Below are 26,747 nucleotides of genomic sequence, written 5' to 3'. Positions count from 1 at the left end.
TTTCTTTGGAAATTGTTCAACAAAAAACCCATTTGCAATGGATTACTGCAAATGAGTTTCTTGTTCTTATTAATTATTCTGCTCAAGGTATTGATAAATCGCCATCATCTCTTGTTTATTCAGCTCTCTGATGCGATTGAAAATAGGAATATCGGCAACAGCTTCAATATGTGTTCCTTCTGTAACAACATCACTTACTGTGCCAGTTAACCAAGTTTGTACATCAATGCCATCGATGATTTCCTTTCGTCCTTCTTCATTGATCCCACTTGCTCTACAACTCACACAAGGAACAGATAATTTAAATACACCATCATGAAGATTATCCTCTGAAATGACTTTCTTCCCTTTACAGAATGGGCATGGATGACTTGCTTTCACCTTGTTAATTTGCGTAACGATTTTTTTGTAGCCAAATGCCTCATAGACATACGTTAGTTTTTTGAATTTTCCATTGGTGAAATATTTATCGATAATGGCTTCTCGAGTTTCGTTAATAGTAGCAAAATCACAGATGGTAATTAGATTTTTATTGCTTATTGCTTTCATGTTGTCCTTAATACTATCCCAGAATGGCAGCGCGTTTTGTAAAACGATTTCATAACCGACAAACCTTGCAAGCTCTAATTCAAGCATTTTCAACGATACCTTTGTTTCCCTAGGTAGTAAGGAGACATCGGTTGTAAGCGACATATCTCCCCCAACGATGGCTTTGATTTTTTCTAGCTCCGGTAATTCCCCAACTGTTTTTATGACCTCATCAATCGGTTGATGAATAATATCACGTATATCGAAATCACCGAATTGTAATTTCTTTTGGTGATTGAGGACCGAACCATGACATATTGGGCAAGGTATCATCACTCTAGTTTCTTTCATTTGCTCTTTAATGATTGATTTGGAAATGACAATATAGCGACCAATAATAAAATTAAAGCCTTCCCATTTTTTCGAGGATTTCGTTGCTTTATCATAAAATGACTTTTCCCAATAACCATATAAAAATGTATGCTTTTCATCTTCGGTCATGTCATTATAGCTTTTACTAATATCTTGCCCAAGTTCATTTTTTATCTCTTCAAAGAGGAACTCCAGTTTGGAATGTTGATAGTATTTTAAGACCTCCATCACATCTGGATGTAGTAATCCATCCCAAAATGGAACGTTTTTGTCTTGAATGACAAGCTCAAAATCAAATTTTTCGATTTCTAATCTTCCTGAACAGCTTGGACAATGATTTTCTTGACTAAAGAAATCGAAGCTTCTTGTATCCTTATTCGTTGGATGTGCAGCGATAATATGATTTATAAGTCCAGCTATTTCATATAAAAAACTATATTGGCTATACAGATGTCTTTCAAGATCAATAGCTATGACGGGGGCTATCTTGTTTGATTCATATTCACCATAAATGAGACGGGCCATTGAGGATAGGCTTTTTAAGATGCCACCTTTATAAACATTTTCTGCATTTTTAAAATAACTTATAGGATGGTCTTCTAAGTATTGAATACCATTTCTTGATTCCAGCGTGGATGCGATTTGTAATGGAGCTGTATCTTTTGCATAGTTATCCTGATTAAAATAGTGTTCATGGCTAACCACCTCAAGATGTGTCACTGGCTCCTGCTGTCTTTTACCAAAATCAACAATAAAATCTGAGCTTTCTAACATATAGGCATTGTGCTCAATCATCATGATGGAGATGGATTCATCTTGTAAAATGTCTCTGATACTATCAATAAATTGATTTAAAATGTTTTGAGATAGCCCTTTAGAAGGCTCATCAAAGATAAAGAGTGTATGTGGATTTCGAGAATTTGCAAACAACTCTGACACTAAATGCACACATTGGAATTCACCAGTTGATAGGGATTGTGTTTTTCTTTCCAGCGTCAAATAACCAAGTCCAAGCTTAATAAGCAAGCTTAGACGCTTATGGGCAATATCTTCATTCGGAAGTTCGTCAATAATATCCTCAATCGAGCGTAGAAAAATATCATCAATATCCTGACTATATTTGGTTAATTTCTTTTTAATATCGAGGAATGTTGCGACAGTGGAACGGCTAGTAATCGATTGGTTGCGATCTTGTCCTACCATCACTAGTTTATCTTTTGGATAGCGCTTTACAAAATCCTTTGCAATACACTCATTGACAAGTGTTGACTTCCCGCAGCCTGACTCTCCTGTAAAGGTTACCAGTCGGTTTTGAGGAATTTCTATTTCGTCCATTTGAATATTTCGGCAATGTAATTCATGGAATTGATAGAAGGTAGTTGGTTTTTTCTGATTTCGTTCCCAAAAGATTGGCTGTGGTCGAGGAGATGCATCGACGATTTGTCCACCATATTTGCCACTACCTGGTCCAAAGAATATAGGCTGATTAGCCGTGTCTAGCACTGTATCGGAATGATCGATAAGCCAAATTTGATTTTTAGAGCCTAATTGCTGTATTTGTTCTAAAATTTTAACTAGGGTGTTATGATCAAGACCAACAGAGATTTCATCAATAATTATGACCGTATTTTCACTTGTTGCCATAAATTCTGCTAAGTAAAGTCTAGTTAATTCCCCTCCTGACAAGGTGCCCATAATGCGATTTAATGTTAAATAGCCAATATTCATTTGGATAATATTTTGAAGAATATGTTGTTTCTCTTCACTAATTTTTAATTCCTTTGTCAGGGAAAAGATTGTTTCGATGCTTAAATTGTGAATGTCAGATATACTAAATTGTTCATTCCATAAAGTTACTTTATGTTGTTCTACTTCCTGACTATAGCGCTTGCCCTCACATTTTTTACATTCTATATTTTTTGTTGTACCGCGTCCTTTACAAGCAGGGCACCAGCCCAATGCATTGTTAAAGGAAAAAACCTCAGGAGACAGATGGAATTCATCTGCCAGTCGATCACGAATCTCTTTAAAAACACCCGTATGCGTGCCAATTGTTGAACGTGGATTTGTAGAAATGGATGATTTCCCTAAAAAAAGAACTAAGGGCATGTCCTCCATTTTGATGGCACTGAAATTTGTTTCCATAATATTTGGAAATAAATATTGATATTCAGCCTTTGGCAATAAAGAAACAAGGCGTTTTTTTGATTCTTCCCCAATTGTTTGACAAAATGTAGTTTTTCCTGATCCTGACAAACCTGCAATTCCTAGTGATTGATCCTCTGGTAAGACAACATCTAAACGATTAATATTGTTAGCAATTAGTTGATTGATCTTCATTATATTATCCTTCCATATACTAAATTAAGTAGGTGCTTAAGGTTTTTCAAAGAGCCCCTTGCTTTCTTTGAAGAGCTTCCTTCAGAAAATGAAAGAACACAATTCTTGCTAAGGAATTGCGCTCTCATTTGTCTCAATTTTGTTTGAACTAAGCTAATACTTTTTCAAGCTGCGAACTCATATTCGTCCAAGCGTATTTTGCCCCTTCGATAGCTCCTTGACGAGCTTTTGTTTCTTCACTAAATCCACCTTGATCAAGATGTAGCTGTGTTGTACCGTCTGCTGTTTGTGTTAATGTCCAAGTAACGGTCGTAGTTTCTCCAGCACTTGTCCAAGTATATGATAATTTATGTGGCTCTTCTATTTCAAGCACCTCACAATCGACAATGCCATCCCACCATTCGTTTGGCTCAGCACGGAACTGAAATTTATGGCCTATAATCGGCTGAAAATCATTGCTCCAAATCCATTTTGCAAGTGTATCCGAATCTGTCAGGGCATGCCATACCTGCTCAATCGAACTTGTAAATTTAAAATCTAATGATACATCTGGTTTCATTTTTTCTCCTCCAATAGTAAATGTAATTTTGAAATTCTTTCTTTCCAGAAACCTTCATAAATTGATACCCAATCTTGTATTTCTTTCAATGGAGCCGCATTCAGCCTATATCTCGTTTCTCTACCCTCTTTTCGAGCAATAACAAGACCAGCATCTTTTAGGATGGTCAAATGTTTAGATACAGCTGTACGCCCCATTTCAAATTGAGCCGTTAATTCATGAAGCGGTAACTCATCTGCCTTTGCTAACAAATTGAGCAATTGACGCCTAGTTGGATCAGCAATGGCTACATAAACGTCACGCTCTTGATGCTTGTTACTCAAAACCACCACCCTTTCTAATAGGACACTAAATGGTGTCTTAATTATATGCCACCATTTAGTGTCCAGTCAATTATTATTTTAGTCAAAATGATATTGGTTTTATACCTTTGAAAAACATATGTTCAAAATGCAATAAAGTTACAGAAGTTAAACCCTTCGAACTCCCTATCTGAACAACATTAAGACAGTTTTACTTGTCTTGGAGTAAGTACATTGCTCAAAATAATTTTTTGTAACCCTTTGGACGCTTATCAAAGCAAATAAAACTACATCATACTGTCTTTACATTGATCTTATAGGTAAACATATATATAATGAAATTAACCTAATAGGTAAAACCTCATTTCTTATAAAGGAGTGACCGATGTTGACAAAGTTATTAGATTTAAACCCTCAAAGGAGGGACGCTATTCTAAATGCAGCATTAAAAGAATTTTCATCAAAGGGGTATGACAATGCTTCAACAAATGTAATCGCAAAAGAAGCCGGAATTTCTAAGGCTCTTATGTTCCACTATGTAAGTAGCAAGCAGGAGCTATTTCTTGTTGTGTATGATTACTTCTCTGACCTAATTAAAAATGAATATCTTGAATTGATGAATTATGATGAAAAAGATATTTTTGACAGATTACGTCAATCGTATCAATTGCAAATTAAATTATGGGCAAGGTACCCCTGGATTTTTGAGTTTCATAAACTTTTACAGCCCACTAAATCCAAAGAGATTAGTAAGGAACTCGAAAACAGAGTACACGAAGAACATTTAAGCTGTTCTCCTAAATTATTTGATGGAATAGATGAAGCTAAATTTAGAGTAGGGTTGGATATTGAAAAGTGCAAACAATTTATACTCTGGGTTAATGTTGGATTTACCAATGAAATATTAGAGGATATTAGAGATTCAGATTCTCAGGCTATAAACTATGAACTCGTTATTGAAAAACTTGATGGATATTTTGATGAACTGAGAAAAGTATACTATACGTCAAGTAAAGAATAAGGGGTTGGGAAATGTGCTTTCAACACGAAAACGTATGTACTTATCAGTATTGTATTGCCACTTCCCCTTGTGGCATTAGTCATTTTTAATAATGTAGGTAAAGAATGACAGAGGAGGAATAATGATGATTGATGCGCGTGAGCCGATAATTATAGGGTTTCCTTTGAGGGGGGAATGGCACTCTCCTAACACTCCAGGGACAAAAATTCCGAGTCATGGTACAAACAAATTAGGATCAAGATATGCTTATGATTTTATACAAGTGGATTGGGAAAGAAAGGGTTGGCCGGCTTATCGCGTTAGCTTGGCGCAATATCTACTTTTTGGGGTTCCCTTAGATGAATATTATTGTTGGGGGCAAGACGTATACGCTCCTTGTGATGGGATCATTGTCATAGCAGAGGATGGTTATAAAGAACGAACACGAACAAGAGTACTTTCAGATATGACTAACGCTTATAAAAATGCTCATTATTTCGATCCGAAGAAAGACAACATACAATCAGTTGCTGGTAACTACATCATTATAGAATGTGGCGAAAATGTATACGCTGCATTAGTCCATCTTCAAACAGGCTCCATTCAGGCTTCAGTTGGGCAGAATGTAAAAAAAGGTGAAGTAATTGGTAGAGTGGGACATTCAGGTAACTCCTTTGCGCCGCATTTGCATTTTCAGCTTATGGATAGTAGTGACATCGCTACTGCAAAAGGATTACCTTGTGCTTTTGAACAATACGAATTATTTAAAAATGGGACATGGGAAAAAGTAAATAATAGTATTCCAACAAATAAGGATAGAATAAGATTTTAAAAATCCAATAAATAGGCATGAATTGAAACTGCATAAAGGGGTACCGTCAGGAAAATGGACTTGTAAATGCGCATTATCCTGACGGTACCCTAGCAACAAGCAGGAACGTAACAATGGCTTTATTAACATTTCTTTTAAAGGCTAAGGCAAAATATACTTTCAATAATTTAAAGGCCAATCCACAGAATGGAGATTTTATTCATTTAACGCAAATGAACTGAAAGCAAAAAGATGAAAACCATGATTATCAATGTTTTGTAATAAATCTAACATTGGGCTCATTTTTCCCCCTTTTTTTAGATTCTTTTTTTGCAAGTTCCAAAGGTAAAAATGCGTATCCTCCATCTCTAATAATCGGACATTTTCGAACAGTAATTGGATATTGGAAAAGAGGACCATCAATAACCGTTGTGTGGAATTCTCCACCTTCCCCACAAGGGTCAATGTTTCGGGCTTCAAGTTCCTTAATATAATCTGGTGTAAGAACTCGCCCTAAATCATCCTCCGTCATGCCTAAAGATAAATTGACCGTGACGATCATCGTAACAAATCCTAGGTGAATAAATTCATCGACAGCTTCTCGATGATCCATCTCCCATAAAGGCATGCCGAGCTTTAATCCTACCTTTTTTGTGATCTTTTCATGCCAGCAGCCATGTGCAGGCATATCTAAATCACCAGTAACCAATACCTCTGCCCCTTGATTTTTAGCCTGTTCTAAAAGACCTAAAAATACACTTTCATAATCTGCCCAACTCGCAGCAGCTGTATAGACAGGTAAACCTATCGAGTCAGCTTGTGCCTGTATTACCTCCGGTGGCATTCCATGTGATCTAGAACGCTGCCCTTCTTCCTCCAACATGACGATAAGACCCATCGCTTGGCCAACTTGTGATGCTTTATATATGGCTAGGACACTATCCTTTCCTCCACTAAAGGAAGCTATAAATTTGTGTCCTTTCGCGCCATTTTTCCAATCGATTAATGCTACCATTTATTTTATTCTCCCTTTTCTTAGTTAGCTATTATCAATAATTAGTTTGCACCATAATGGTGAGTCGCGAAAATAATCTACCAAGTTATTTATTTCATCAAACTGAAAGTGCAGAATATAGGTAACATGATTCTGTAGCAGTGTGTGAAAACAATAATTTTGGTAAGGGTTTGAACAATCATTTGAATGTTTTTGATACGACACATTTATCGTACTACATTTTGAAAATATTCATAACTAAATCTATCATTATTTAATTTAGAGTAAATATTAAATCTTTCACAGAATTTCAGCTACATTTCATTCTTGTTATCTAAGATATAACCATAAAGAATTAAGGAGAGTGAAATTAATGCCACAAGATGATCAAGTTTTTGACATAACTATTATAGGAGGCGGACCAGTAGGATTATTTACTGCCTTTTATGCGGGTATGAGGCAATTATCCGTGAAAATTATTGAAAGTCTTCCGCAGCTTGGTGGACAATTATCCGCATTATATCCTGAAAAATACATTTATGATATCCCAGGTTTCCCGAAGATTCGTGCTCAAGAACTTGTCGATAATTTAAAGAAGCAAATGAATCAATTCACCTCCTCAATTTGTCTTGAACAATCGGTTGAATATGTAGAAAAACAAACTGATGGCATATTTAAGCTGATGACAAATTCTGAAATTCATTATTCAAAAACGATTATCATCACAGCTGGTAATGGCGCATTTCAATCAAAGAAATTGACACTTGCAGGCGCAGAAAAATATGAAAATAGTAATATTCATTACTTCATTAATGATGTAAATAAATTTTCTGGAAAAAGAGTCATCATATTCGGTGGTGGTGATTCTGCTGTTGACTGGGCATTAATGCTAGAATCGATTGCTAAACAGGTAACATTAGTGCACCGTAGAGAAGTATTCCGTGCGCACGAAAAAAGTGTAGAATATTTACAAAACTCCACAGTTCAAATAATAACACCATTTGTCCCAGCTGAACTAATCGGAGAGGAACGAATTGACAAGGTCGTTTTAGAAGAAGTAAGAGGAACCCGCAAAAAAACAATTGACGTAGATGACGTTATTGTAAATTACGGCTTTGTTTCCTCCTTGGGTCCCATAAAAAATTGGGGGTTAGAGATTAAAGATAACTCAATTGTAGTAAACAGTCGTATGGAAACAAATATAGCGGGCATTTACGCAGTTGGAGACATTTGCACACATGAAGGCAAGCTGAAATTAATTGCAACTGGATTTGGAGAAGCACCTATTGCTGTTAGTAATGCAAAAGTATATATTGACCCAACAGCAAATATGCAAACGCCTCATAGTACAAGCTTAATGGAAAAATAGAAAGTCTAAACTATTTAAACAGGAGGAAAAAATGAAATATACAATTGTTGATAAAGATACTTGCATCGGTTGCGGTGCATGTAGCGATGTTGCACCAGAGATTTTTTGCCAAGATGCTAAAGGAAATTCACATGCACTGCTTGATAACAATAAAGGAACTGCTCAAATACCAGAAGAACTTCATGATGATCTATATGATGCTTATGAAGGGTGTCCATCCGAATCCATCAAAATAGCAGATAACTCTTTTGATGGAAATCCAAATAAATTTGAATAATTAGCCTCCCATTATTGTACATCACCCCAATTATTAGACAATTATCTAACAATTGGGGTGAATTTTTTATCACAATTTTTTAGTATGACTGAGCAAACCAAACCGTATGCTTTGCTTCGTTTCCGCAGCAAATACATGTCGTTTTAGCTGTTGGTGGATTAAATGGAATGTTACGAGTCGTATATTTTGTCTCTTCTTTTACTTTTTCCTCGCATGCATCATCCCCACACCATCCAGCAAGAACCCAGCCTGGAATAGTGCTGTTATCTTTGGCTGTTTTAATGTGCTGCTGTAATTGTAATAGGGTGTCAATCGTTGTATGAGTGTTTGCCTCACGGAATTGACGAGCTTTTTCAAGTAAACGCTTTTGCATCGTCGTTAGTTCTTCCTCAATGGCTGTCACAACATTAGACAAATCAATGTTTTGTTTTTCATTTTCATCACGTGCTTTCAGTAAAGCTTGATTGTTTTCAAGGTCTCGAGGTCCTAATTCAATACGAACTGGCACACCTTTTAGCTCCCATTCATTAAACTTAAAGCCTGGCGATTGGTCTGAATCATCAAGACGTACCCGAATACCTTTTGCCTTTAGTCCAGCAAAAATCTCATCCAAATGCTCCATAATTTGAGGGTTCTTTTTCCATGGACCCACAGGAATCAATACTACCTGAGTTGGTGCAATTTTTGGCGGTAAAATAAGCCCTTGCTCATCACCATGCACCATGATGACAGAACCAATTAAACGAGTAGAAGTACCCCAGGACGTTGTGTGTACATATTCGTGCTGGTTCGCTTTATTTAAATATTTAATATTAAAGGCTTCAGCAAATTTTGTACCTAAATAATGGGATGTACCGGCTTGAACTGCCTTGCCGTTTTTCATCATCGCCTCAATGGAATACGTATCGACAGCACCTGCGAAACGTTCAGAAGGCGTTTTTTGTCCATCATAGACAGGAATCGCCAATACTTGCTCCACAACTTCCTTATAAATCTCTAGCATTTGCATTGTTTCCTTACGGGCATCATCTTCATCTATGTGAGCTGTATGTCCCTCCTGCCATAGAAATTCAGATGTCCGAATGAAAGGCAGTGTTTTCTTTTCCCAGCGGAAGACATTAGCCCATTGATTAATAAGAACTGGTAGGTCACGGTAGCTTTTGATCCAATTTGAGTAAAGATGGCCAATCATCGTTTCCGATGTTGGACGAAGCGCCAAGCGTTCCTCTAATTGCTCACCCGCTGCCTCTGTCACCCAAGGAAGCTCTGGTGAAAACCCTTCAATATGATCCTTTTCCTTTTGGAAGAAGGATTCAGGAATAAGCATTGGGAAATAGGCGTTACGATGTCCTGTTTCTTTAAAACGACGGTCCATTTCCTCTTGAATATGCTCCCAAATTTCATAGCCATCTGGTTTAAAGGCAATACAGCCACGAACCGGAGTATAATCCATTAAATCTGCCTTTTGGATGGTCTCAATATACCATTTCGAAAAATCTTCTAGTTGTTTTGACATGTGTGTTTTCCTCCATTTTTATAAAATAAAAAGCACAAAAGCATCCTCTGAATAAGGACGTCTTTGTGCTAGATTGACGTGGTACCACCTTTAATTTAGTTTTAAGCGGTAAACTTAAAACCCTCTAACGTTTGGTAACGAAAACGATCCGGTTATGTTTGCATAACATCTCCGTGGTAGGTTTTCAGATAAGAAGCGGTGATATAGCTCTCAGCAGCTGCTATATTTTCTGGTTCACAATTCTTTCTTACTTGGCCACATCATCAATTTCTATATTTTCAATAACTTTAGCAAAACAGTTAAAAAATATCAATCATTTTGAGTTAACTTTCAATTTAAAAGTCGGATTTATCCACTGATACACTATCATCAATCAGTTTTGTAAAGTCTTCTACCGATAGTGGTTTACTAAAATAATAGCCCTGTACGTACTCACAGCCCTGCTCACGAAGCACTTTTAACTCGGCTTCTTCCTCTACGCCCTCTGCTACTACCTCAAGGTTTAATGCATGTGCTAAAGAAATCATCGCGGAAATCATGGCGATTCCTGACTTTTCTGGGACAATATCACGAACAAATGCACGATCTATTTTTAAAACATCTACAGGGAATTTCTTTAAGTAATTTAACGATGAATAGCCCGTTCCGAAATCATCTAAAGAAATCGTTATTCCTAGAGCTCTTAATTGCTTAATTGTATCAATTAAGTCCTCTGTGTAATCCAACATGCTCATTTCTGTAATTTCAATTTCTAATAAATGAGGATTTATTCCTGTTTCTGCAATAACGTCTCGAACCATGTCAACAAAGCCTGTTGTACTAATATGGATAGGAGAGATATTAACAGCCACTCGTAAGTTTAAATGGTAGTTTTCGTTCCAAGCACGTGCTTGCGCAGATGCTTTTCGTAACACCCAAACACCGATATCATTAATAAGTCCACATTCCTCTGCAAAAGGAATAAAGCGGTCAGGTGGCATTTGACCTAATTCAGGATCATACCAGCGAAGTAACGCCTCCATTCCAATCACTTTATCTGTTTTTAAATCAATTTTTGGTTGATAATGTAGCTCTAAAATATCTTTTTTTAATGCTTGATGTAATTTTGTTTCGAGTAATAGCCATTTATCATTTGCCTCTTCCATATTTGGACGGTATAAGCGATATTGATTGCCGCGTGTAGATTTTGCTGCATACATAGCAATATCAGCATTTTTTAATAGCTCTTCAATGGAACTTGCGTGATCTGGGAAAATACTAATGCCAATACTAATACTTGCATAGAACTCATACGTATCGACAATAAAGCTATCATTAAATACACCAATGATTTCCTTGGCCATCTCCTCAATACGGCTTACATCGTTAAGAATCATCACAAATTCATCACTATTGTGTCGGTAGAAAGAATTAGATGTATGATCAATATTGCGTAGGCGATTCGCCATCTCTACTAAAAACATATCCCCGATAATATGACCAAGTTCATCGTTAATGTTTTTAAAACGATTAACATCAATGAAAAACAACGCAAACTTTTCTTCTGTACGTCGGGATTGATGGAATTCATTTTCTAAACGTTGTTCTAATTTACGACGGTTTGGTAGTCCTGTTAATTCATCGTGATAAGCAATGTGAGTAATTTTTTTTATATCCTTCTGAGCAGTAATATCAACTCGTATAGCAATATATTGATATGGCTTTCCGTTATCATCCAGGAACGGAATAATTGTTGTTTTTACCCAATACAGGCTGCCATCCTTTGCGCGATTACATACCTCGCCATTCCACATATTCCCCTTACCAATTGTTTTCCACATTTCTCTGAAGAAAGATTTTGGATGGAAGCCCGAATTAAGCAAACGGTGATCCTGACCTAATAATTCTTCACGCGTATATTTTGATATTTTGCAAAAATGATCATTAACAAAAGTGATTTTTCCAGTTCTGTCTGTAATGGCAACAATGATTGAACTATTCATGGCTGAAAAAATATCTTGTAATTCTTTCAAACTGTAGTTAACTTGATTGATACTACTAGGCGTGATATTCATCATTTTCATTCTCCGTTCATTAAAATAAGAAGGGTTTGGTACTTTTGCTTTATCTTACTTCGAGGTATAAAGTTGTGGTATAGTGCCCTTTTTTATGTAATTATATTATAGTCCTAGAAAAGCAGTTAATTCAACCCAAATATCAAAAACATTCAAATCTGGATTTGATAAATTTCAAGGAAATCGACAAAATTTAGGTGCATTAAACATACATTATTTCTCTTATTTTAAAGATATGTAATTCTATAGTACTATCTAAAATGTTATCTTTAGGCTTTTTATCTTTAGAATATATGATTTTGATGTAATTTTTACGATACTTAAATAAATTCTTCTTTTAGGGTACATTCAAAAATGCCTTACTGTCACATACAGGCAGTAAGGCATTTCATGCGCTAAGAGATTTCATATTCTATTCGGCCTCCCAATGCTTTTGCTTGTTCATTGTATGCATCTAATTGCTCCTGCGATAAATTTAAAATGTAATAATGAAAATTGATTGGTTCAAGTCCGTGTTTCTCACATACTTGTCGATAAAATTCATAGCCTTCTCGATAATCTGTCATCCTAATAACTTCCTTTCAAATGTGTAGCTTAAATAATAATAATTGTTCTATAACAGAAACATTATTTGTTAAATAATATATAACAGATGAATTCTCAAGTCAATAAGTTGTCTGATATTTCTTTTAACTTCTTTTAGTAGAAGTCAAGCCCATTCTGGATACTATTATGCCGAGGCATAATTGATTTATTTAAAAGCCCAGTCCATATCAATTAGTATGGCTGGGCTTTTCATAAAATATTCACATCGGCTTCCGTAATAATCACATCCTTAAACGCCTAATTGTTTGGCTTGCATGTTATAAGCAGAAAGTTGCTGTTGAGATAACTGTAGGACATAATAACGAAAAGAAATTGGTTCTAATCCATAACGTTCACACATTTCACAATAAAATTCATAGCCATCACGATACTTTGACATAAGAATTCCTCCTCTAATCAAACTGTTTTATAACAGTTGTTTTTATTTTTATTTAATATATAACAGTTTTCTTTAGTCGTCAAGTATTTGCTTATAAAATAAATATAATGGACGACAATAAAAAACCAATATCTCCATCTTCAAATGGAGATATTGGATGTTCTATAAAGTGTTAGAGGTTGACTCTAATGCACCTTTGATCTCTTTTATTTGTTCAATATGTCGCTGTTCATGTAAATATATTTGTTCAATCCATTGATCAAGAGGCAATTCACCAAGTGCTGGATGCTTCACGGATTTCTCAGCTAATATGGATTTATCCTCGATTGTATCAAGAAAGGTAATTAATTTTTTTCTTGAAGCATTCAATAAATCCATTATTTGCTGAACAGTAAATAGATCTTCAGCCGGTTCAACAATTTTCGGCGCTATAATTTTATTAGATCTGTCGGCAATTTGTTGAACATTTTTTCGTTTTGTTTTTTGAGCATCTACTTGCTTTAATCCCCATGCAATCGCTTTAATAGTGGATTCCTCCACTAAAACTAAATGATGGCAAACTTGCGCTATACTCCAACTGCTTGCTTCGTGCTTCCCATTGAACTGAGTATTAGTTAACAGCTCGATTTCAGCCAATAAACTATTCCTAGTTTCCATTAGCTGATTTGTAATAAATGAATTCAAAGGCTTCTCCCCTTACTTTGTGTTTATTGAACTCTATTCAGCATATGTTCTATTATGACATATTCTCTTTAACATCGTAGAATTCCTTTAAATTTGTAAGATATAGTATTTTATTTATTGTGGACAATATTAAATGGGTTATTTTCGAGCACCTGTTGAAGTTGTTCATCTTCAATATGCGTATAAATTTGCGTTGTCGCCACACTTGAGTGCCCCAGTATATGCTGAAGGCTACGGATATCTGCCCCTGCTTTATACATCATGGTAGCAGAGGTATGTCGGAGTTTATGCGGTGTCAATCTTTCTTTTTGAAGTCCTGATTGATGATTAATCTGTTTCACTATTTTAGCTACGGTTTGCCGAGTAAAGCGTGTTCCCTTTTGAGAAACAAATAGGGGCTCTTCTCCCTCTCCTTTATAGGCTGTCTTTCCACAAGCTTCATAGTCTGTGAGTGCCTGCATACAGCTATCATTTAAATAAACTGTCCGTTCTTTATTTCCTTTACCTACAACAGTTAAATATCGACCTTGTATGGATGATTTATTTAACTGACAAAGCTCTGATACTCGAATTCCTAAATTCAAGAAAAACATCATCATGCAATAATTTCTGGGTGAGGCATGATTAGATTGAATGCCGTCGATAAATTGTCTAGCTTCCTCTATATTCATATAAATTGGTCGTTTTCGCCCAATCTTTGGTGTTTCTAATTCATCGGCTGGATTTTCTTCGATAAGACGTCGCTTTCCTTTTAAATATTTAAAAAATGATTTTAAAGTAGCAACCTTTCTTGCTCTCGCAGATGCAGAATTACCTCGCTGCACCTCACAATATTCCATAAATAAGTAGAGATCTTCCAGTGTGATGTCACGTATTTCTTCTATTGTAATAGTAGAAATATCGATAGAGGTGATATTGCCTATATCTAAATCCTGTTGGACAGCTAAATGAAATCGGAAAAAGAGTGCCAGATCATATTCATATTCTTTTCTTGTACGCTGAGACTTTCCTCTAATAGTTGTTAAATAAACAAGGAAGTCCTTCATAAATTTCGGCAGCTTGGTCTTTTGCATCAAATCCCTCCAATATGCTCTATTTTACCATGAAAAAACGTTCCCAAATATAAATTTGGGAACTTTATAATGAAAAAAATGCCCTTTTTTATTGCACAGAACATTTGTTCTATTTTAAAACGTTAAAAAAAGACGATTCTCTCTAGAAAGAAAATCATCTTTATTTTTTGAAAATTCCCCGTTTTATGCATAAAGCGTTAGAAGAATGAATATTTAAATCTAGTATACTTAATTGCTATGAGACGATTTAAAAAAAGACAAGATGGGGTATAATACATGTCGATTCGTCTCATAACGCGAATGGGATTATTTGGATTATATCTACTTCATAAATATGCTGTATGTTTCATCTACATGCTTTGACAATGTCCAGTTTGTTGAAAGCATTCGCTGAAGCTTGGTGATGGTTTCTTCATGACAAGTTAGATTCTGAATGCCTGCTTCTAATAATTGATAGTCCTTCCCTTCTTCTAATTGAAAACGAAGATGAAGTAAACGTTGAATGCCTGGCAATGTTACATATTTTATACGATAGTTACCATGTAAGGCATCTAAGAACAATTGTTCCCCTTCTTGGAAAAGTGCTAATGTTTCTAAAAATTCGTAATTAGGTACCCTTTCTTTCCAAATCGACACATCCCCCGTGTGCAATGTTTGTACAATTTCCTCATCTGTAATATCTAATTTTGAAAGCTTATCTAGCTCATATGCTTGCATTAAATTAATAATTGTCATTTTACCTGCTCCTTTTATGTATTCGCTATTAGTTTAACATTTTTTCTTTACTACTTAAATTCGGAGGCGATCCATATGATGAATTTATATGAATCTGGTTTATTTTTTGATGAAATGTTAGATGGCAAACAGCCGAAGCCTCATTATCGGTCCTTTTATCAGAAGCTGAATGCTTTTTCGAAGGCGCAGTTAGACGAGAAATATCAGCAAGCCCAATCTAGTTTTCTAAGACAAGGAATTACCTTTACCGTTTATGGAGCTCAAGGAGGGACGGAGCGTACAATGCCCTTTGATTTTGTACCCATTATCATTCCTTTTAAGCAATGGGAAATGATTGAAGCAGGTGTTAAGCAACGTGTGCAGGCCCTAAATTGCTTTTTACAAGACATCTATGATAAACAGACTATTATTAATGATGGATTAATTCCAAGGCAGCTCATAGAGAATAATCCTTATTATTATTACCAAATGCTTGGAGTAAAGGTTCCGATCAATAATCATATTTTCTTAGCTGGAATCGATTTAATTCGAGATGAGCATGGCACTTATTTAGTGCTTGAAGATAATTTACGTAATCCATCCGGTATATCCTATGTTTTTCAAAACCGTTATGTGATGAAGGAAGTGTATCCTGAATTTTTCTCAAAGCATACCATTCAGTCTCTCGATAAACAAATGGCCTTCATGAAAAAGGCTCTTCTCGCTCATCGACCACGATGTTTGCCACCTGATGCTGAGCCTAGGGCAGTTTTATTGACAGCAGGGATGTTCAATTCAGCTTATTACGATCATGTTTTTTTAGCACAGCAACTCAATATTCAGCTTGTAGAGGGTCGTGATTTAGTTGTTCAAAATGAAAAAGTGTATAAAAAAACAATCTATGGTCTAGAGCAGATTGATATAATTTATCGTCGAATTGATGATGATTTTTTAGATCCCATTGTTTTTCGGGAGGATTCACTACTTGGTGTTCCACATATAATGGCAGCTTATAAAGCTGGGAATATTGCAATTTTAAATGCTATTGGGAATGGGGTTGCTGATGATAAGGCGATGTATGCCTATGTACCTGATATGATTCGCTACTATTTAAAAGAAGAGCCAATTTTACAAAATGTCACGACCTATCATCTAAGTGATGACAGCCAGCGGACTTGGGTTCTAGCGCATATGAAAGAGCTAGTAATCAAAAATGTCAGCGCTTCTGGTGGCTACGATATGCTAATTGGGCCACATGCAAGTGAGGATGAAATTGCAAGATTTAAACAAAAAATTAATGAAAAACCATCTCAATATATTGCACAGCCAACCATTAAATTGTCTAGGGCTCCAGCCTTTCAAAATAGTCGGTTTTATCCTTGCCATGTAGATTTGCGTGTATATGTGATGAAGGGTGAGGATATTAATGTGTTACCTGGTGGTTTATCGCGTGTAGCACTAAAGGAAGGCTCACTAGTGGTGAATTCGTCACAGGGTGGTGGCGCAAAAGATACATGGATATTAAAGGAGGAGTGGCAGCATGCTAAGCCGAGTAGCCGACGCACTTTACTGGATGGCAAGATATAGTGAACGTACGCAAACAAACGCACATATATTACAGGGACAGCTGTTAAATATGTTGGAGCAATCTGGGAAAGAGCATGAGTATATTGATCATTGGGAAGCTATATTAAATATTTGTGCCTCAAAGGAAGAGTATTTGTCCTGTTTTGAAAAAATTCGAGTGAATCCTCTTATAGAATATTTACTTTTTTCGAAAAAGAATTGTAATGCCCTTTTGACAACTGTGAGTGCTATTCGAGAAAATGCACGTGTGACCCGTGATAGTATCCCTACGGAACTGTGGGAATTGCAAAATGCATTTTATTTGTCTCTTAAAGAGGAAATAATGGGAAGGCAAAAGCCTATTCCGATTATTGTGCTGAATTCTTTTTTGCAAAATGTTCGTAAGACTTCTTTAACAGTTACTGGATTAATTGAGGGGTCCATGGATCGCGATTTACCTTTTTACTTTATGCAAGTTGGGAAATGGATGGAACGGGCAGAAAAAACGATTCGCATGATATTAATCGTATTGGAGCAACATAAACACGTTGCGATACCCATGAATGAAGTGGATGGTGCCTTTCTACTTGAATTATCAGAGGCAACAGAATCTTATTTACGCAAACATCATCAAACAAATTTACTCTGTGTTATTCAATATTTATTGCAGGATAAGCATTTCCCTCGATCTTTCATGTTTTGTCTACAAAAATTAGAGGAAGCGTTTATCCATATAGAAAAGGACTCTCTTTCAGAAAGGTTTTTAGAGTTACACTCCCCTTTGAAAAGCTCAATCTTCGCCATGACGAATATGGATTTATGGAATTTTACTTTAGAGGATATTATTTTATTAATGGAGGAAAGATTGCGCCAATGTATTGAATTTAGTCAAACATTCGCGACAGTTTATTATTTATATGAACCCAGCATACAACCTTGAAGGGAATCAAATACAGCTCCCTTTCAACAAGCAAGTCAGTAAACAGAAGGAAGCGGACACAATGAAATTTGAAATTCAACATACTAATAAGTTTCAATATGAGTCTGAAGTTGACCAAAGCTTAAATACAATCCGCTTAAAGCCAAGAAGCGATGAGCGTCAGCGCTTATTATCCTATCGAATTGCTATTACCCCTTCATCCTTAACACGTGAGCATACCGATATTTGGGGGAATACAGTTGGAACTTTCTATATTCCTGAGCAGCATCAGGAATTGGAAATTCAAACTACTTCTATCGTGAGTATTCAGCGTGCGCCGTTTATTCATCGTATTCAATATTCACCAGAGATGCAAACGATATTTCATTCTCAGCTATTTTATGAACACTATCTGCCCTATTTAAAATTTACCCATTTTACGTATATGACAGAAAATCAATTAGAGGAAGTGTATCATGCCATTGGTCACGCTGAAAATCCAGTCCTTTTTTCACTTAATTTAATGCAGTATCTATATTCAACATTTGAGTATGACCCTAGTGCAACGGATGTGACAACAACTGCAAATGAAGCCTTTGTGCTTAAACGTGGTGTATGTCAGGACTTCACCCATGTCATGCTCGCGGTGCTAAGAGCGAAAGGAATTCCAGCTCGTTATGTAAGTGGCTATCTATACGTTGATGAACACTCAGCTTTAGTCGGTGATATTGCGACACATGCCTGGGTGGAAGTAATGATACCTGGGATCGGTTGGATTGGTTTAGATCCAACAAACAATGTGGAAGTTTTAGAAAACCATATTATTTTATGTATTGGTCGTGATTACTCCGATATAAGTCCTGTTGAGGGAGTTTATACAGGTGGGAAACATCATTTAACCGTTAAAGTGAATGTCAAAGCGTTAAATCATTTATAACAAAAAAGTCGGATTCCTGTACAGTAGGAAACCGACTTTTTGAGTTTTTATATAAAATTTATCTTATATTCCTATTATTTTTCAATTTTAAAATTATAGTGTTATATTTATCTAAGCTTATATTTTTTATCACAAACAATAGGAAAAATGAAACGGAACAAACTCCTATAGAGGTAAACATAATAAATTTAAAAACAAATTGATAGGTGAAATATGGTGAGGAAAATAGTACTATACAACAACTTGAGAACAATATTAAAATCCAACCTGGAGAAATTTGGACAATAAAGTCAGAACTTTTTCGCTTCATGAATTTCATTAAAATCCCAAAAATAAAATACATAAGCCGGATATAAACAATAATTATTAGGGCACTAATAAGAATATTCATAATAAATCATTCCTTATAAAACTTTTTACAATTACTCATCAAGGGGACTGTCACCTTTGTTCTTTTCTGGTTCTCTTGTTAGAAAGTTATTTAAAACGCCCTTGTCTTTCTGTTAGCACCCATTTTCTGACATAACCCATTGTTTGCTGAATATGTTCAATTGTTTTTTCACTCTGAAACGCCTTCTGCATAACGGTATAACGTAAATCTGTTGCTCTGACATTCATGCCAATATCCTTAGAAATAGCCTGAAAAATTCGCTCTACTGTCTTTGTTGAAATTGATTTTGAATGGCTAGCCTCACTGACCCACATCCATTCCCCTGCTTCTTGCTGATGCATCTCCTCTGTCGCACCTTTATAGTGTTTCAACATGTCCACTAAAATTGGAGAAAGTTTAATTTCTCGACGCCCATTGTGGTTAGCAATATAGATGAACGTTGAATCCGTGTGCATATGCGTCCATTTCATACGTACAAGCTCTGCTGGCTTACAACCTGTTTCCAGCAGCATTTGCACAATACAGCCATTACGTCTAGCCAGCCAAGCATGCTCTTGAGTTTTCGCATATTGAAAATAAGTTGGCCAGACATTCGTAATGTTCATCAATTGCTTCGTTGTCAGTAATTTCAATGCCTCTTTTTGTCTCTTTTTTGGCTGTAAAATGACCTCATAATCAAATGGTTCCACCCACTCTCGTAAAAAAACGAAATCAACAAAGCCTCGTAATGTAGCCATTTTATGATTAAATGTGTTGATATTTACGTACGTTTCCTTTAAGTAATTACTATATATAAATAACAATTCTTTGAACTGATGATTCACATCCAAGTAGTTTTTCTCATGGGCAAACGCTAAAAATTGCTTCCCATCTAAATTGTACTGTTTTTTGGTAGCAGCACTTTTCTTTAAAGAATGTAAGAGTAATAAATAGCTATTCCATGCCTGCTCTAATGTGACCAAGAATCTCCCCCCCTATTAACTGTGCGTGTTTTTATTTTATTTTACTATATTATGGGTGCGTAGGTTATATTTATTTTAATAAATGATAATGTCGGATAATCTGTAATAATCATACAAAATACCACTTCTCAAACTAGTATAGTAGTATCTTTTATTTTTTTATTTTCCTACAATAGCAACTCCCCTTTCTTCTGTTGTAGTACAATTTCTTTAAAATGCCTTTATTCTTGTAACACAAAGCAAATTTACATGAAAATTCGTATTATTTAGTGTTTATTACCGTTTGTGTTATATAATAAACGTATGAACTAATGTAGGGGGCGTTTCGAGTATGCAAGTGAAAACAACTCGATTAGAGGCAGAAGAAGCAAAAATTATTTATCAGGAAACAGCAGGACTAGCGATCATTACAATTCATCGTCCACAGGCGAAGAATGCACTAACCGCAAATATGTGGGATCAATTAGCTAAGATAGCCTTACAAGTTTTAGACAATCCTAAAAACAAAGTATTAATTTTACGGGGGTCTGGTGAAAATTTTACGGCTGGCTCCGATATTAAAGAATTTAATGCCATTTCTCTCGAAAAAGCCGAGGAAGCCTTTGTACATATGGAAAAAACAATCTCTACGATTGAGCGTTTACCCATTCCAACAATTGGCGTTATCAATGGACCTGCAATGGGGGCAGGCTTAGAACTTGCCTTAGCCTGCGATATTCGCATCGGCTCAGAAAAAGCGAAACTTGGAATTCCTGTTGGCAAATTAGGGATTACTTTAAATAACAAATTTGCACAACGCTTAGTACAACTTGTTGGGCCTTCTACAACGAAGGATCTAGTTTTTACAGGCCGTATGTTTAAAGCCGAGGAAGCGTTTAAGCTTGGTATGCTAAATTATTTAGTTGCTGCAAAAGATATTAATAAATACATGATTCGTATGGGTAAGCTTGTGGCAGGAATGTCCCCCGAATCACTATTAGCCGTTAAACAATCTGTTCAAGAATGCGTGGACAGTGTGCCAGCGTTATGGAAAGGCTCTACACCATTTGTCGGAAATGATTTTTCAGAGGGCTGTCGTGCATTCGTCGAAAAACGTCAACCTCAATTTACACGCCAATCAAAATAAAAAAATAGGTCCTCTGTACGCTTAAATGCGAGTAGAGGACCTGTTTTTTATGTTTTTCTCTTTAATATGGCTAATTTTATGTGAAGATGAATGGCATCTAGCTCGTAACCAAAATGCTGAATAAAATCGGATTGCACATTCTTTTGTAATGCATACAATTGATCAGGTAATGAATAATTGATTGGTACCTTAAGCTGTAATGTAATCGTGGTAAACGCATGCTCCCCTAATGTTAATTGCACTTGCTCAACCTTGTGAACAATATCATGCTGGGCACAGCAATATGTCAATAGCTGCACATAGACATGCTTACCAATTTCTATATATTCCTGTTGGAAATCAGGACGAACAATCGTTGTCTCCCCTATTTTTTCACGCTTTGACGAAAAAATTTCCATTCCTCTTTGAACTAAGCGTTTAAAAAAGTTTTGCTCTACTTGGCGATACGGTATAGGCATGACATGTTTACCTTGGGTTTGACGGATAAAGCGTGCTTTGTCAATCTCCTTTTGAGATCGCACATCTTCCACATAATAATAGTTTTCGATTGCCTTGAGCTCTAGCTGACGAGCTATTGTTTTTGTCATTTTATCAGACGTACCTATCAATAAAATAGACTGTACCTTATATGTATCAAGTGCTTTTTTTACTTCCTCACGATGAGCATCATCTGTAAAAATAGCACGGCGAACGGCTGTTATGGTATTTTTTTCAAATTTTGCGGAGAGACCTGCTACTTTCACACCGTTAACAATTAGTAGACCATCATCAATAATAGCCTCTACTCCAATTTTATGCGCGAAGACAAGGGCACTTGTACTTTTCCCTGTCCCACTTGGTCCACTTAAAGAATGCACTTCCATACTGTTCATCTCCCTTTCCTGTTTTTATGATAGCAGAAATGTTTCCAATTTTCCGTCATTTTTTATATTTCCAGCATTCCCTAAAATAGCTACGCTAATCTACGCAAACATCTTCTCCTTTTCAGAAAAATATTCTTTTTTCAGAATAACTTTCCCTTTATGTGCTTTAGTATGATAAAATGTGAACTACTATTCTGTTATACAACTATAAGGAGTGTACTAGTTTGAAAATTGTACCGTCTAAAAAAATGTCATTATTCACACCAGCAATCTTTGGAGATTTAAAAAACCATGCCAAGCTTCAGCAAGAAAAAGGCATGAAGATGATTGACTTAAGCTTAGGAAGTCCTGACCTTCCCCCACATGCAAAAATTCGTGAGCATTTGTCCTATAGAGCAGGCTTAGCAGAGTCCTATGGCTATACATTAACGGGTACGCAACGCTTTTACGATGCAGTAAGCCGCTATTATAAACGTCGTAGCAATATAGAGTTAAATCCCGCTTCTGAAATTATTCAAACAATTGGCTCTCAAGAAGGGTTAGTGCATTTACCAATCGCTTTTTGTGACCCAGGTGACATCGTGTTATCGACAAACCCTGCGTATGTTGCCTACGATGCAGGAATTCATCTTGCAGGTGCGACACCCTATTATATGCCTCAAACAGCTGACAACGACTATTTACCAGATTTAGATGCGGTTCCAGAAGAAATTGCTCAAAAAGCAAAGCTATTGATTTTAAATTTACCAGGCAACCCTGTCCCTGCAATGCCATCTTTAGCCTATTTCGAAAAAGTCGTTGCTTTTGCTAAAAAATATAACATTATCGTCCTCCATGATGCGGCCTATTCCGAGTTTTACTTTACAGGTGATGGCCCGATTAGCTTCCTTGCCGCTCCTGGTGCCAAAGAAGTTGGGATGGAAATTAACTCATTATCCAAAAGCTTTAGCCTTGCAGGTACACGTATCGCTTATATCGCAGGAAACGATGAGATGATTGCCATTTTAAAGCAATTAAAATCAAATTTAGATTTTGGCATATTTGAGCCTATTCAAGATGCAGCCGTTGTTGCGCTTGATAATGCAGAGGAAATTACAGCAAGCCTTCGAGCAACATTTTCTGAACGTCATAAAACATTAATGAATGGCCTACGAACAATCGGATGGGATGCAGCTCCTTCAGATGGAGGGATGTTTGTATGGGCGAAATATCCATATGATATTGATTGTACAGAATTAGCCTTTAAGCTAATTGAGCAAGTTGGCGTTGTGACAGTTCCGGGTATGGTATTTGGCTCAGCTGGACAAGGCTATTTACGTTTAGCATTGGTACAGCCAAAAGAAGTGCTACAGGAAGCGGTCAATCAATTAGCGCAAGTACAATTAACAGCACAATCTTAAGTCTTGGTATTAGGTTTATACCTACCACAATAAACTTCATAAAAAACAGTTACTGCTTTTACGCAGTAACTGTTTTTTCTCATACTTCATATTGCTGATGTTCCTCGTCTTCATACCGATTATATCGCTGTTTAAATAGTTTAAATAAATGGGTTACAAGCACTTTAAAGATAGCGTATCCCGGAATTCCTAAAATAACACCTGGTACACCAAATAAGGAACCAGCCGTTAATAATACAAAAATAATGGTGATTGGATGGATGCTAAGCGATTTCCCCATTATTTGTGGTGAAATAAATTTCCCTTCAATAAGCTGTACCACTGTCCAAACAATTGCGAGCTTTATCAACATAAACGGTGATGTTACTAGGGCGATAATAACAGCAGGTGTAATCGCAATGACAGGCCCCAAATATGGAACGACACTTGTAATCATTGCTAGGAACCCTAGTAATAAGGCATATTTCATGCCAATAATTAAAAAACCAATTGTTACCATGGCACCAATGCACATCGACACTAAAATTTGACCCTGTATGTAAGAGCTAATTTGCTTGTCCATATCGTGAAAAATTTCATGCACCTCTTTACGCATTCGAGGTGGACAAATGTTTAACATAAATTTCGGTAACTTTTCACCATCTTTAAGTAAATAAAATAAAATAAATGGCACCGTTACTAATGACAGAATAATGCCCGTTAAAGTTGAAAGGAAGCCAGTAATACCAGATGCAACACCCTGCGCTAAGTTCGTCGCTGTATCTTTCACCGTTTCAATTAAATCGGTTGTGACATTCTTAACAACCTCGTCATAGTTAAAGTTTATTTTATCTAAATACTCATTGAAGCGAGAATGTGTTAAGTACTCAACTATATTTTGCGTCAGTGCCATAAAATACCCTGGAAACTCCTGCGCTAAATTTGTAAACTGATCTCGAAGAAACGGATAAACAAGAACTACTAGTAATGTAATGAAACCGATGACAGCGATGTATAAAATCAAAATACCCCAGACTCTTGGGATACGCCAATTTTCTAGAATGCCTAATAATGGACGCAATAAATAATAGGCGATGATGGCAAGTACCCCAGGTAAAATTACTACCTCAAATAATACTTTTAGCGGGGTAAATATAAAAGAAACCTTTTGGAACATGAAAATAACACATGCCAGCAATAACAAAGTAATGAGTGTAAAAAATAAGTTTTTCCCACCTAAAAAGCGGATGAACTTAGTCGAAAACAAATTAGACCGCTCTTTTGGTCTTTCTTTTTCCATATACCCACCCCAATCCAAATGCTTTACCTTTATATTACAGGATAATGTTGACTTATGCGAACCATCACTCCAGCTTCATACCCAAAAAATCACTTAAAAAGGCTTTATTTTTCTCAACATCAATAACGATCGAATCCCCTGCATGACTAAAGGTCTTGAATTGATAGCTTCCTTCAATTGGGATAGTGGCCTTTTCAATTTTGACCTTCCCTTTTGACACCATTTTTAGTACCTGCTGAATTTCCCCAGAGGAGGAATAATCCGTTGTGACATACCCTTGTGCTGCTCCAACAAACTTTGGTAAGTTCAAAATATTTTGAGGTGCTAACACTTCATTCTTTAAGGCTTCAATGACCTTTTGCTGACGTGCCACACGGCCAAAATCACCCTCTGCATCGTGTCGGAAGCGAGCATAGCCAAGTAATTCTTTCCCGTTTAGGTTATGAACACCCTGCTTTAAGGCAACACCTATCTTTTCAGACATATCTTTTTCAACATCTATTTCAACCCCCTTTGGCGCTAAAATATCTACTAGTGATTCAAAATTTTTAAAATCTATAATAGCATAATGATGAATGGGAAGACCAAACATATTGCTAATTGTTTCCTTTAATAATTGCACACCACCTAAATAATAAGCTGTATTGAGCTTATATGATTGGTAGCCGGGAATATCTGCATATATATCCCTCATTAATGATACTAGCTTAACATTATTTGTTTTTTTATCCCAGGACAAAACCATCATTGTATCCGTACGTGATTTTTCCTCCCCACGACTATCAATGCCTAATAATAAATAATTCTCAATATCTCCTTTAACTGTATCACCGCTAAAATCCTCTTGCGCGACTTTTGTGTCATTTGCTAGCTCAAGTCCGCTTCGATATTGCATCACAGAATAACCAACTAGGACGATGATACATAGCAATAGCAATGAAAATAATGCCCTTCCTTTACGCAATCGACGTTTTTTGGGACGTTGTGAGCGTCTTGTATACTCTTGCTCTTCCATATTGCATAACTCCTCTATTGTAATATAGTTAATGTAACGATTCACCATAAGGAAAGTTTCATTAAAATATTGTGTCTCCTACAATTATCCATCTACTCGTTATTTTACACCGAAAGTGTCAGTAGAGAGCAAAATAATGCTATAATATTTTCACGTTAGAAAGGATGATCAACTATGATAGAAAAAGCTACATTTGCTGGCGGTTGTTTTTGGTGTATGGTCAAGCCATTTATTGAATGGGATGGCATACATAAGGTTACTTCAGGTTATATGGGTGGCCATTTAGAAAATCCTACTTATGAGGATGTTAAAAAAGGCACTTCTGGCCATTTAGAGGTAGTAGAAATTGAATTTGACCCTAGCATCTTTAGCTATGAGCAGCTTCTAGATATCTACTGGATGCAAATTGATCCTACAGATGCTTATGGCCAATTTCATGACCGTGGTGAATCCTATACAACCGCAATTTTTACCTATTCCGAAGAACAAAAACAGATCGCCGAAGCATCCAAAGAGAAATTAGCAAAAAGTGGACGCTTTGATAAGCCTATTGTAACCACAATTCGCGATGCTCAACACTTTTATCCTGCAGAAGATTATCATCAGGATTATTATGAAAAAGAGCCTGAGCATTATCAAAAGGACCGAGCAATTTCGGGTAGAGATCAATTTATTTCAGAGCATTGGAAAAAATAGTATCTTTCCGGGGAT

25 protein-coding genes are annotated in these 26,747 nt (G+C 36.2%); 10 read left to right on the top strand and 15 right to left on the bottom strand.

Features of this window, described 5'->3' with window-relative positions:
* Positions 1–69 precede the first annotated feature (69 nt).
* From B2R82_RS08145 to B2R82_RS08135, 3 genes are all read right to left on the bottom strand, one after another.
* Entirely contained in the window at positions 70–3,240 is a 3,171-nt protein-coding gene (locus B2R82_RS08145) for an ATP-binding cassette domain-containing protein (protein ID WP_286924389.1), read from the bottom strand.
* A 148-nt stretch (positions 3,241–3,388) separates the two neighbouring features.
* Complete coding sequence (locus tag B2R82_RS08140) at positions 3,389–3,799, bottom strand: SRPBCC family protein (RefSeq protein ID WP_286924388.1); 411 nt, start codon at positions 3,797–3,799, stop codon at positions 3,389–3,391.
* Positions 3,796–4,122, bottom strand: coding sequence for an ArsR/SmtB family transcription factor (locus B2R82_RS08135; RefSeq protein ID WP_283868043.1), 327 nt, complete (start codon positions 4,120–4,122; stop codon positions 3,796–3,798). Before B2R82_RS08135 ends, B2R82_RS08140 begins: the two co-directional genes overlap by 4 nt.
* A gap of 367 nt (positions 4,123–4,489) precedes the next feature.
* On the opposite strand from B2R82_RS08135, the gene B2R82_RS08130 reads away from it, so the two are divergent.
* Together B2R82_RS08130 and B2R82_RS08125 are read left to right on the top strand one after the other, a co-directional pair.
* Positions 4,490–5,122: a TetR/AcrR family transcriptional regulator gene (locus tag B2R82_RS08130; RefSeq protein ID WP_286924387.1), complete on the top strand. Its 633-nt coding sequence runs from the start codon at positions 4,490–4,492 to the stop codon at positions 5,120–5,122.
* A gap of 124 nt (positions 5,123–5,246) precedes the next feature.
* The gene (locus tag B2R82_RS08125; RefSeq protein WP_286924386.1) at positions 5,247–5,933 is read left to right on the top strand and encodes a M23 family metallopeptidase; all 687 of its coding nucleotides are present in this window, start codon (positions 5,247–5,249) and stop codon (positions 5,931–5,933) included.
* Between the two features lie 247 nt (positions 5,934–6,180).
* On the opposite strand, the gene B2R82_RS08120 is transcribed toward B2R82_RS08125, so the two are convergent.
* Positions 6,181–6,927 carry a diphthine--ammonia ligase gene (locus B2R82_RS08120; protein ID WP_286924385.1) on the bottom strand — a complete coding sequence of 249 codons (747 nt, stop codon included), beginning with the start codon at positions 6,925–6,927 and terminating at the stop codon, positions 6,181–6,183.
* Positions 6,928–7,279: 352 nt separating this feature from the next.
* Here B2R82_RS08120 and B2R82_RS08115 point away from each other — a divergent pair, with 352 nt between their 5' ends.
* Both B2R82_RS08115 and B2R82_RS08110 read left to right on the top strand, forming a co-directional pair.
* Complete coding sequence (locus B2R82_RS08115) at positions 7,280–8,275, top strand: NAD(P)/FAD-dependent oxidoreductase (RefSeq protein WP_286924384.1); 996 nt, start codon at positions 7,280–7,282, stop codon at positions 8,273–8,275.
* 31 nt (positions 8,276–8,306) lie between these two features.
* On the top strand, positions 8,307–8,552 hold the full coding sequence (locus B2R82_RS08110; RefSeq protein ID WP_286924383.1) for a ferredoxin: 246 nt from the start codon (positions 8,307–8,309) through the stop codon (positions 8,550–8,552).
* A gap of 79 nt (positions 8,553–8,631) precedes the next feature.
* Here B2R82_RS08110 and proS read toward each other — a convergent pair whose 3' ends face one another.
* From proS to B2R82_RS08075, 7 genes are all read right to left on the bottom strand, one after another.
* The gene (gene proS, locus B2R82_RS08105) at positions 8,632–10,068 is read right to left on the bottom strand and encodes a proline--tRNA ligase (RefSeq protein ID WP_286924382.1); all 1,437 of its coding nucleotides are present in this window, start codon (positions 10,066–10,068) and stop codon (positions 8,632–8,634) included.
* A gap of 335 nt (positions 10,069–10,403) precedes the next feature.
* Positions 10,404–12,125, bottom strand: coding sequence for a putative bifunctional diguanylate cyclase/phosphodiesterase (locus B2R82_RS08100; protein WP_286924381.1), 1,722 nt, complete (start codon positions 12,123–12,125; stop codon positions 10,404–10,406).
* 392 nt (positions 12,126–12,517) lie between these two features.
* Complete coding sequence (locus B2R82_RS08095) at positions 12,518–12,688, bottom strand: hypothetical protein (protein WP_054771784.1); 171 nt, start codon at positions 12,686–12,688, stop codon at positions 12,518–12,520.
* A 269-nt stretch (positions 12,689–12,957) separates the two neighbouring features.
* Positions 12,958–13,107, bottom strand: a complete 150-nt coding sequence (locus B2R82_RS08090) for a transcriptional regulator (RefSeq protein WP_283868035.1) — start codon at positions 13,105–13,107, stop codon at positions 12,958–12,960.
* A 162-nt stretch (positions 13,108–13,269) separates the two neighbouring features.
* Positions 13,270–13,791: a DinB family protein gene (locus B2R82_RS08085; RefSeq protein ID WP_286924380.1), complete on the bottom strand. Its 522-nt coding sequence runs from the start codon at positions 13,789–13,791 to the stop codon at positions 13,270–13,272.
* Positions 13,792–13,901: 110 nt separating this feature from the next.
* Entirely contained in the window at positions 13,902–14,864 is a 963-nt protein-coding gene (locus B2R82_RS08080) for a tyrosine recombinase XerC (RefSeq protein ID WP_286924379.1), read from the bottom strand.
* A 321-nt stretch (positions 14,865–15,185) separates the two neighbouring features.
* Entirely contained in the window at positions 15,186–15,599 is a 414-nt protein-coding gene (locus tag B2R82_RS08075) for a hypothetical protein (protein ID WP_286924378.1), read from the bottom strand.
* A 75-nt stretch (positions 15,600–15,674) separates the two neighbouring features.
* On the opposite strand from B2R82_RS08075, the gene B2R82_RS08070 reads away from it, so the two are divergent.
* From B2R82_RS08070 to B2R82_RS08060, 3 genes are all read left to right on the top strand, one after another.
* Positions 15,675–17,165 carry a circularly permuted type 2 ATP-grasp protein gene (locus B2R82_RS08070; RefSeq protein ID WP_286924377.1) on the top strand — a complete coding sequence of 497 codons (1,491 nt, stop codon included), beginning with the start codon at positions 15,675–15,677 and terminating at the stop codon, positions 17,163–17,165.
* Complete coding sequence (locus B2R82_RS08065; RefSeq protein WP_286924376.1) at positions 17,119–18,084, top strand: alpha-E domain-containing protein; 966 nt, start codon at positions 17,119–17,121, stop codon at positions 18,082–18,084. The genes B2R82_RS08070 and B2R82_RS08065 overlap by 47 nt, the downstream gene beginning before the upstream one ends.
* 61 nt (positions 18,085–18,145) lie before the next feature.
* Complete coding sequence (locus tag B2R82_RS08060) at positions 18,146–19,000, top strand: transglutaminase family protein (RefSeq protein ID WP_286924375.1); 855 nt, start codon at positions 18,146–18,148, stop codon at positions 18,998–19,000.
* 477 nt (positions 19,001–19,477) lie between these two features.
* Here the strand turns inward: B2R82_RS08060 and B2R82_RS08055 are convergent, their stop codons facing one another.
* Positions 19,478–20,353 (bottom strand): tyrosine-type recombinase/integrase, encoded by an 876-nt coding sequence (locus B2R82_RS08055; RefSeq protein WP_286924374.1) that lies wholly within the window; start codon positions 20,351–20,353, stop codon positions 19,478–19,480.
* Between the two features lie 331 nt (positions 20,354–20,684).
* Between B2R82_RS08055 and B2R82_RS08050 the strand changes: the two genes are divergently transcribed.
* Positions 20,685–21,479 carry an enoyl-CoA hydratase/isomerase family protein gene (locus tag B2R82_RS08050; RefSeq protein ID WP_286924373.1) on the top strand — a complete coding sequence of 265 codons (795 nt, stop codon included), beginning with the start codon at positions 20,685–20,687 and terminating at the stop codon, positions 21,477–21,479.
* A gap of 47 nt (positions 21,480–21,526) precedes the next feature.
* Here B2R82_RS08050 and B2R82_RS08045 read toward each other — a convergent pair whose 3' ends face one another.
* Positions 21,527–22,342 carry a hypothetical protein gene (locus B2R82_RS08045; RefSeq protein WP_286924372.1) on the bottom strand — a complete coding sequence of 272 codons (816 nt, stop codon included), beginning with the start codon at positions 22,340–22,342 and terminating at the stop codon, positions 21,527–21,529.
* A gap of 224 nt (positions 22,343–22,566) precedes the next feature.
* Between B2R82_RS08045 and B2R82_RS08040 the strand changes: the two genes are divergently transcribed.
* On the top strand, positions 22,567–23,742 hold the full coding sequence (locus B2R82_RS08040; protein ID WP_286924371.1) for an aminotransferase class I/II-fold pyridoxal phosphate-dependent enzyme: 1,176 nt from the start codon (positions 22,567–22,569) through the stop codon (positions 23,740–23,742).
* A 79-nt stretch (positions 23,743–23,821) separates the two neighbouring features.
* Here B2R82_RS08040 and B2R82_RS08035 read toward each other — a convergent pair whose 3' ends face one another.
* Both B2R82_RS08035 and B2R82_RS08030 read right to left on the bottom strand, forming a co-directional pair.
* Positions 23,822–25,021 carry an AI-2E family transporter gene (locus tag B2R82_RS08035; protein ID WP_286924370.1) on the bottom strand — a complete coding sequence of 400 codons (1,200 nt, stop codon included), beginning with the start codon at positions 25,019–25,021 and terminating at the stop codon, positions 23,822–23,824.
* 64 nt (positions 25,022–25,085) lie between these two features.
* A complete protein-coding gene (locus tag B2R82_RS08030; RefSeq protein ID WP_286924369.1) occupies positions 25,086–26,036 on the bottom strand; it encodes an LCP family protein in 951 nt (316 codons plus the stop codon).
* 174 nt (positions 26,037–26,210) lie between these two features.
* Here B2R82_RS08030 and msrA point away from each other — a divergent pair, with 174 nt between their 5' ends.
* Entirely contained in the window at positions 26,211–26,732 is a 522-nt protein-coding gene (gene msrA / locus B2R82_RS08025) for a peptide-methionine (S)-S-oxide reductase MsrA (protein WP_286924368.1), read from the top strand.
* Positions 26,733–26,747: the final 15 nt, after the last annotated feature.

Origin of the sequence: Lysinibacillus sp. UBA6686 (assembly GCF_002455205.1) — a bacterium.
Taxonomy (GTDB): Bacteria; Bacillota; Bacilli; order Bacillales_A; family Planococcaceae; genus Lysinibacillus; species Lysinibacillus pakistanensis.
The sequence above is the reverse complement of the archived record's forward strand: the minus strand, read 5'-3'. Positions and strand labels throughout refer to the sequence as shown.

Bases quoted from the DNA above. Each gene is read 5' to 3' on its own strand.
- B2R82_RS08145 (WP_286924389.1), bottom strand. From the start codon at position 3,240: ATGAAGATCAATCAACTAATTGCTAACAATATTAATCGTTTAGATGTT.
- B2R82_RS08140 (WP_286924388.1), bottom strand. From the start codon at position 3,799: ATGAAACCAGATGTATCATTAGATTTTAAATTTACAAGTTCGATTGAG.
- B2R82_RS08125 (WP_286924386.1), top strand. From the start codon at position 5,247: ATGATTGATGCGCGTGAGCCGATAATTATAGGGTTTCCTTTGAGGGGG.
- B2R82_RS08120 (WP_286924385.1), bottom strand. From the start codon at position 6,927: ATGGTAGCATTAATCGATTGGAAAAATGGCGCGAAAGGACACAAATTT.
- B2R82_RS08115 (WP_286924384.1), top strand. From the start codon at position 7,280: ATGCCACAAGATGATCAAGTTTTTGACATAACTATTATAGGAGGCGGA.
- B2R82_RS08110 (WP_286924383.1), top strand. From the start codon at position 8,307: ATGAAATATACAATTGTTGATAAAGATACTTGCATCGGTTGCGGTGCA.
- proS (WP_286924382.1), bottom strand. From the start codon at position 10,068: ATGTCAAAACAACTAGAAGATTTTTCGAAATGGTATATTGAGACCATC.
- B2R82_RS08100 (WP_286924381.1), bottom strand. From the start codon at position 12,125: ATGATGAATATCACGCCTAGTAGTATCAATCAAGTTAACTACAGTTTG.
- B2R82_RS08095 (WP_054771784.1), bottom strand. From the start codon at position 12,688: ATGACAGATTATCGAGAAGGCTATGAATTTTATCGACAAGTATGTGAG.
- B2R82_RS08090 (WP_283868035.1), bottom strand. From the start codon at position 13,107: ATGTCAAAGTATCGTGATGGCTATGAATTTTATTGTGAAATGTGTGAA.
- B2R82_RS08080 (WP_286924379.1), bottom strand. From the start codon at position 14,864: ATGCAAAAGACCAAGCTGCCGAAATTTATGAAGGACTTCCTTGTTTAT.
- B2R82_RS08075 (WP_286924378.1), bottom strand. From the start codon at position 15,599: ATGACAATTATTAATTTAATGCAAGCATATGAGCTAGATAAGCTTTCA.
- B2R82_RS08070 (WP_286924377.1), top strand. From the start codon at position 15,675: ATGATGAATTTATATGAATCTGGTTTATTTTTTGATGAAATGTTAGAT.
- B2R82_RS08065 (WP_286924376.1), top strand. From the start codon at position 17,119: ATGCTAAGCCGAGTAGCCGACGCACTTTACTGGATGGCAAGATATAGT.
- B2R82_RS08060 (WP_286924375.1), top strand. From the start codon at position 18,146: ATGAAATTTGAAATTCAACATACTAATAAGTTTCAATATGAGTCTGAA.
- B2R82_RS08050 (WP_286924373.1), top strand. From the start codon at position 20,685: ATGCAAGTGAAAACAACTCGATTAGAGGCAGAAGAAGCAAAAATTATT.
- B2R82_RS08045 (WP_286924372.1), bottom strand. From the start codon at position 22,342: ATGGAAGTGCATTCTTTAAGTGGACCAAGTGGGACAGGGAAAAGTACA.
- B2R82_RS08035 (WP_286924370.1), bottom strand. From the start codon at position 25,021: ATGGAAAAAGAAAGACCAAAAGAGCGGTCTAATTTGTTTTCGACTAAG.
- B2R82_RS08030 (WP_286924369.1), bottom strand. From the start codon at position 26,036: ATGGAAGAGCAAGAGTATACAAGACGCTCACAACGTCCCAAAAAACGT.
- msrA (WP_286924368.1), top strand. From the start codon at position 26,211: ATGATAGAAAAAGCTACATTTGCTGGCGGTTGTTTTTGGTGTATGGTC.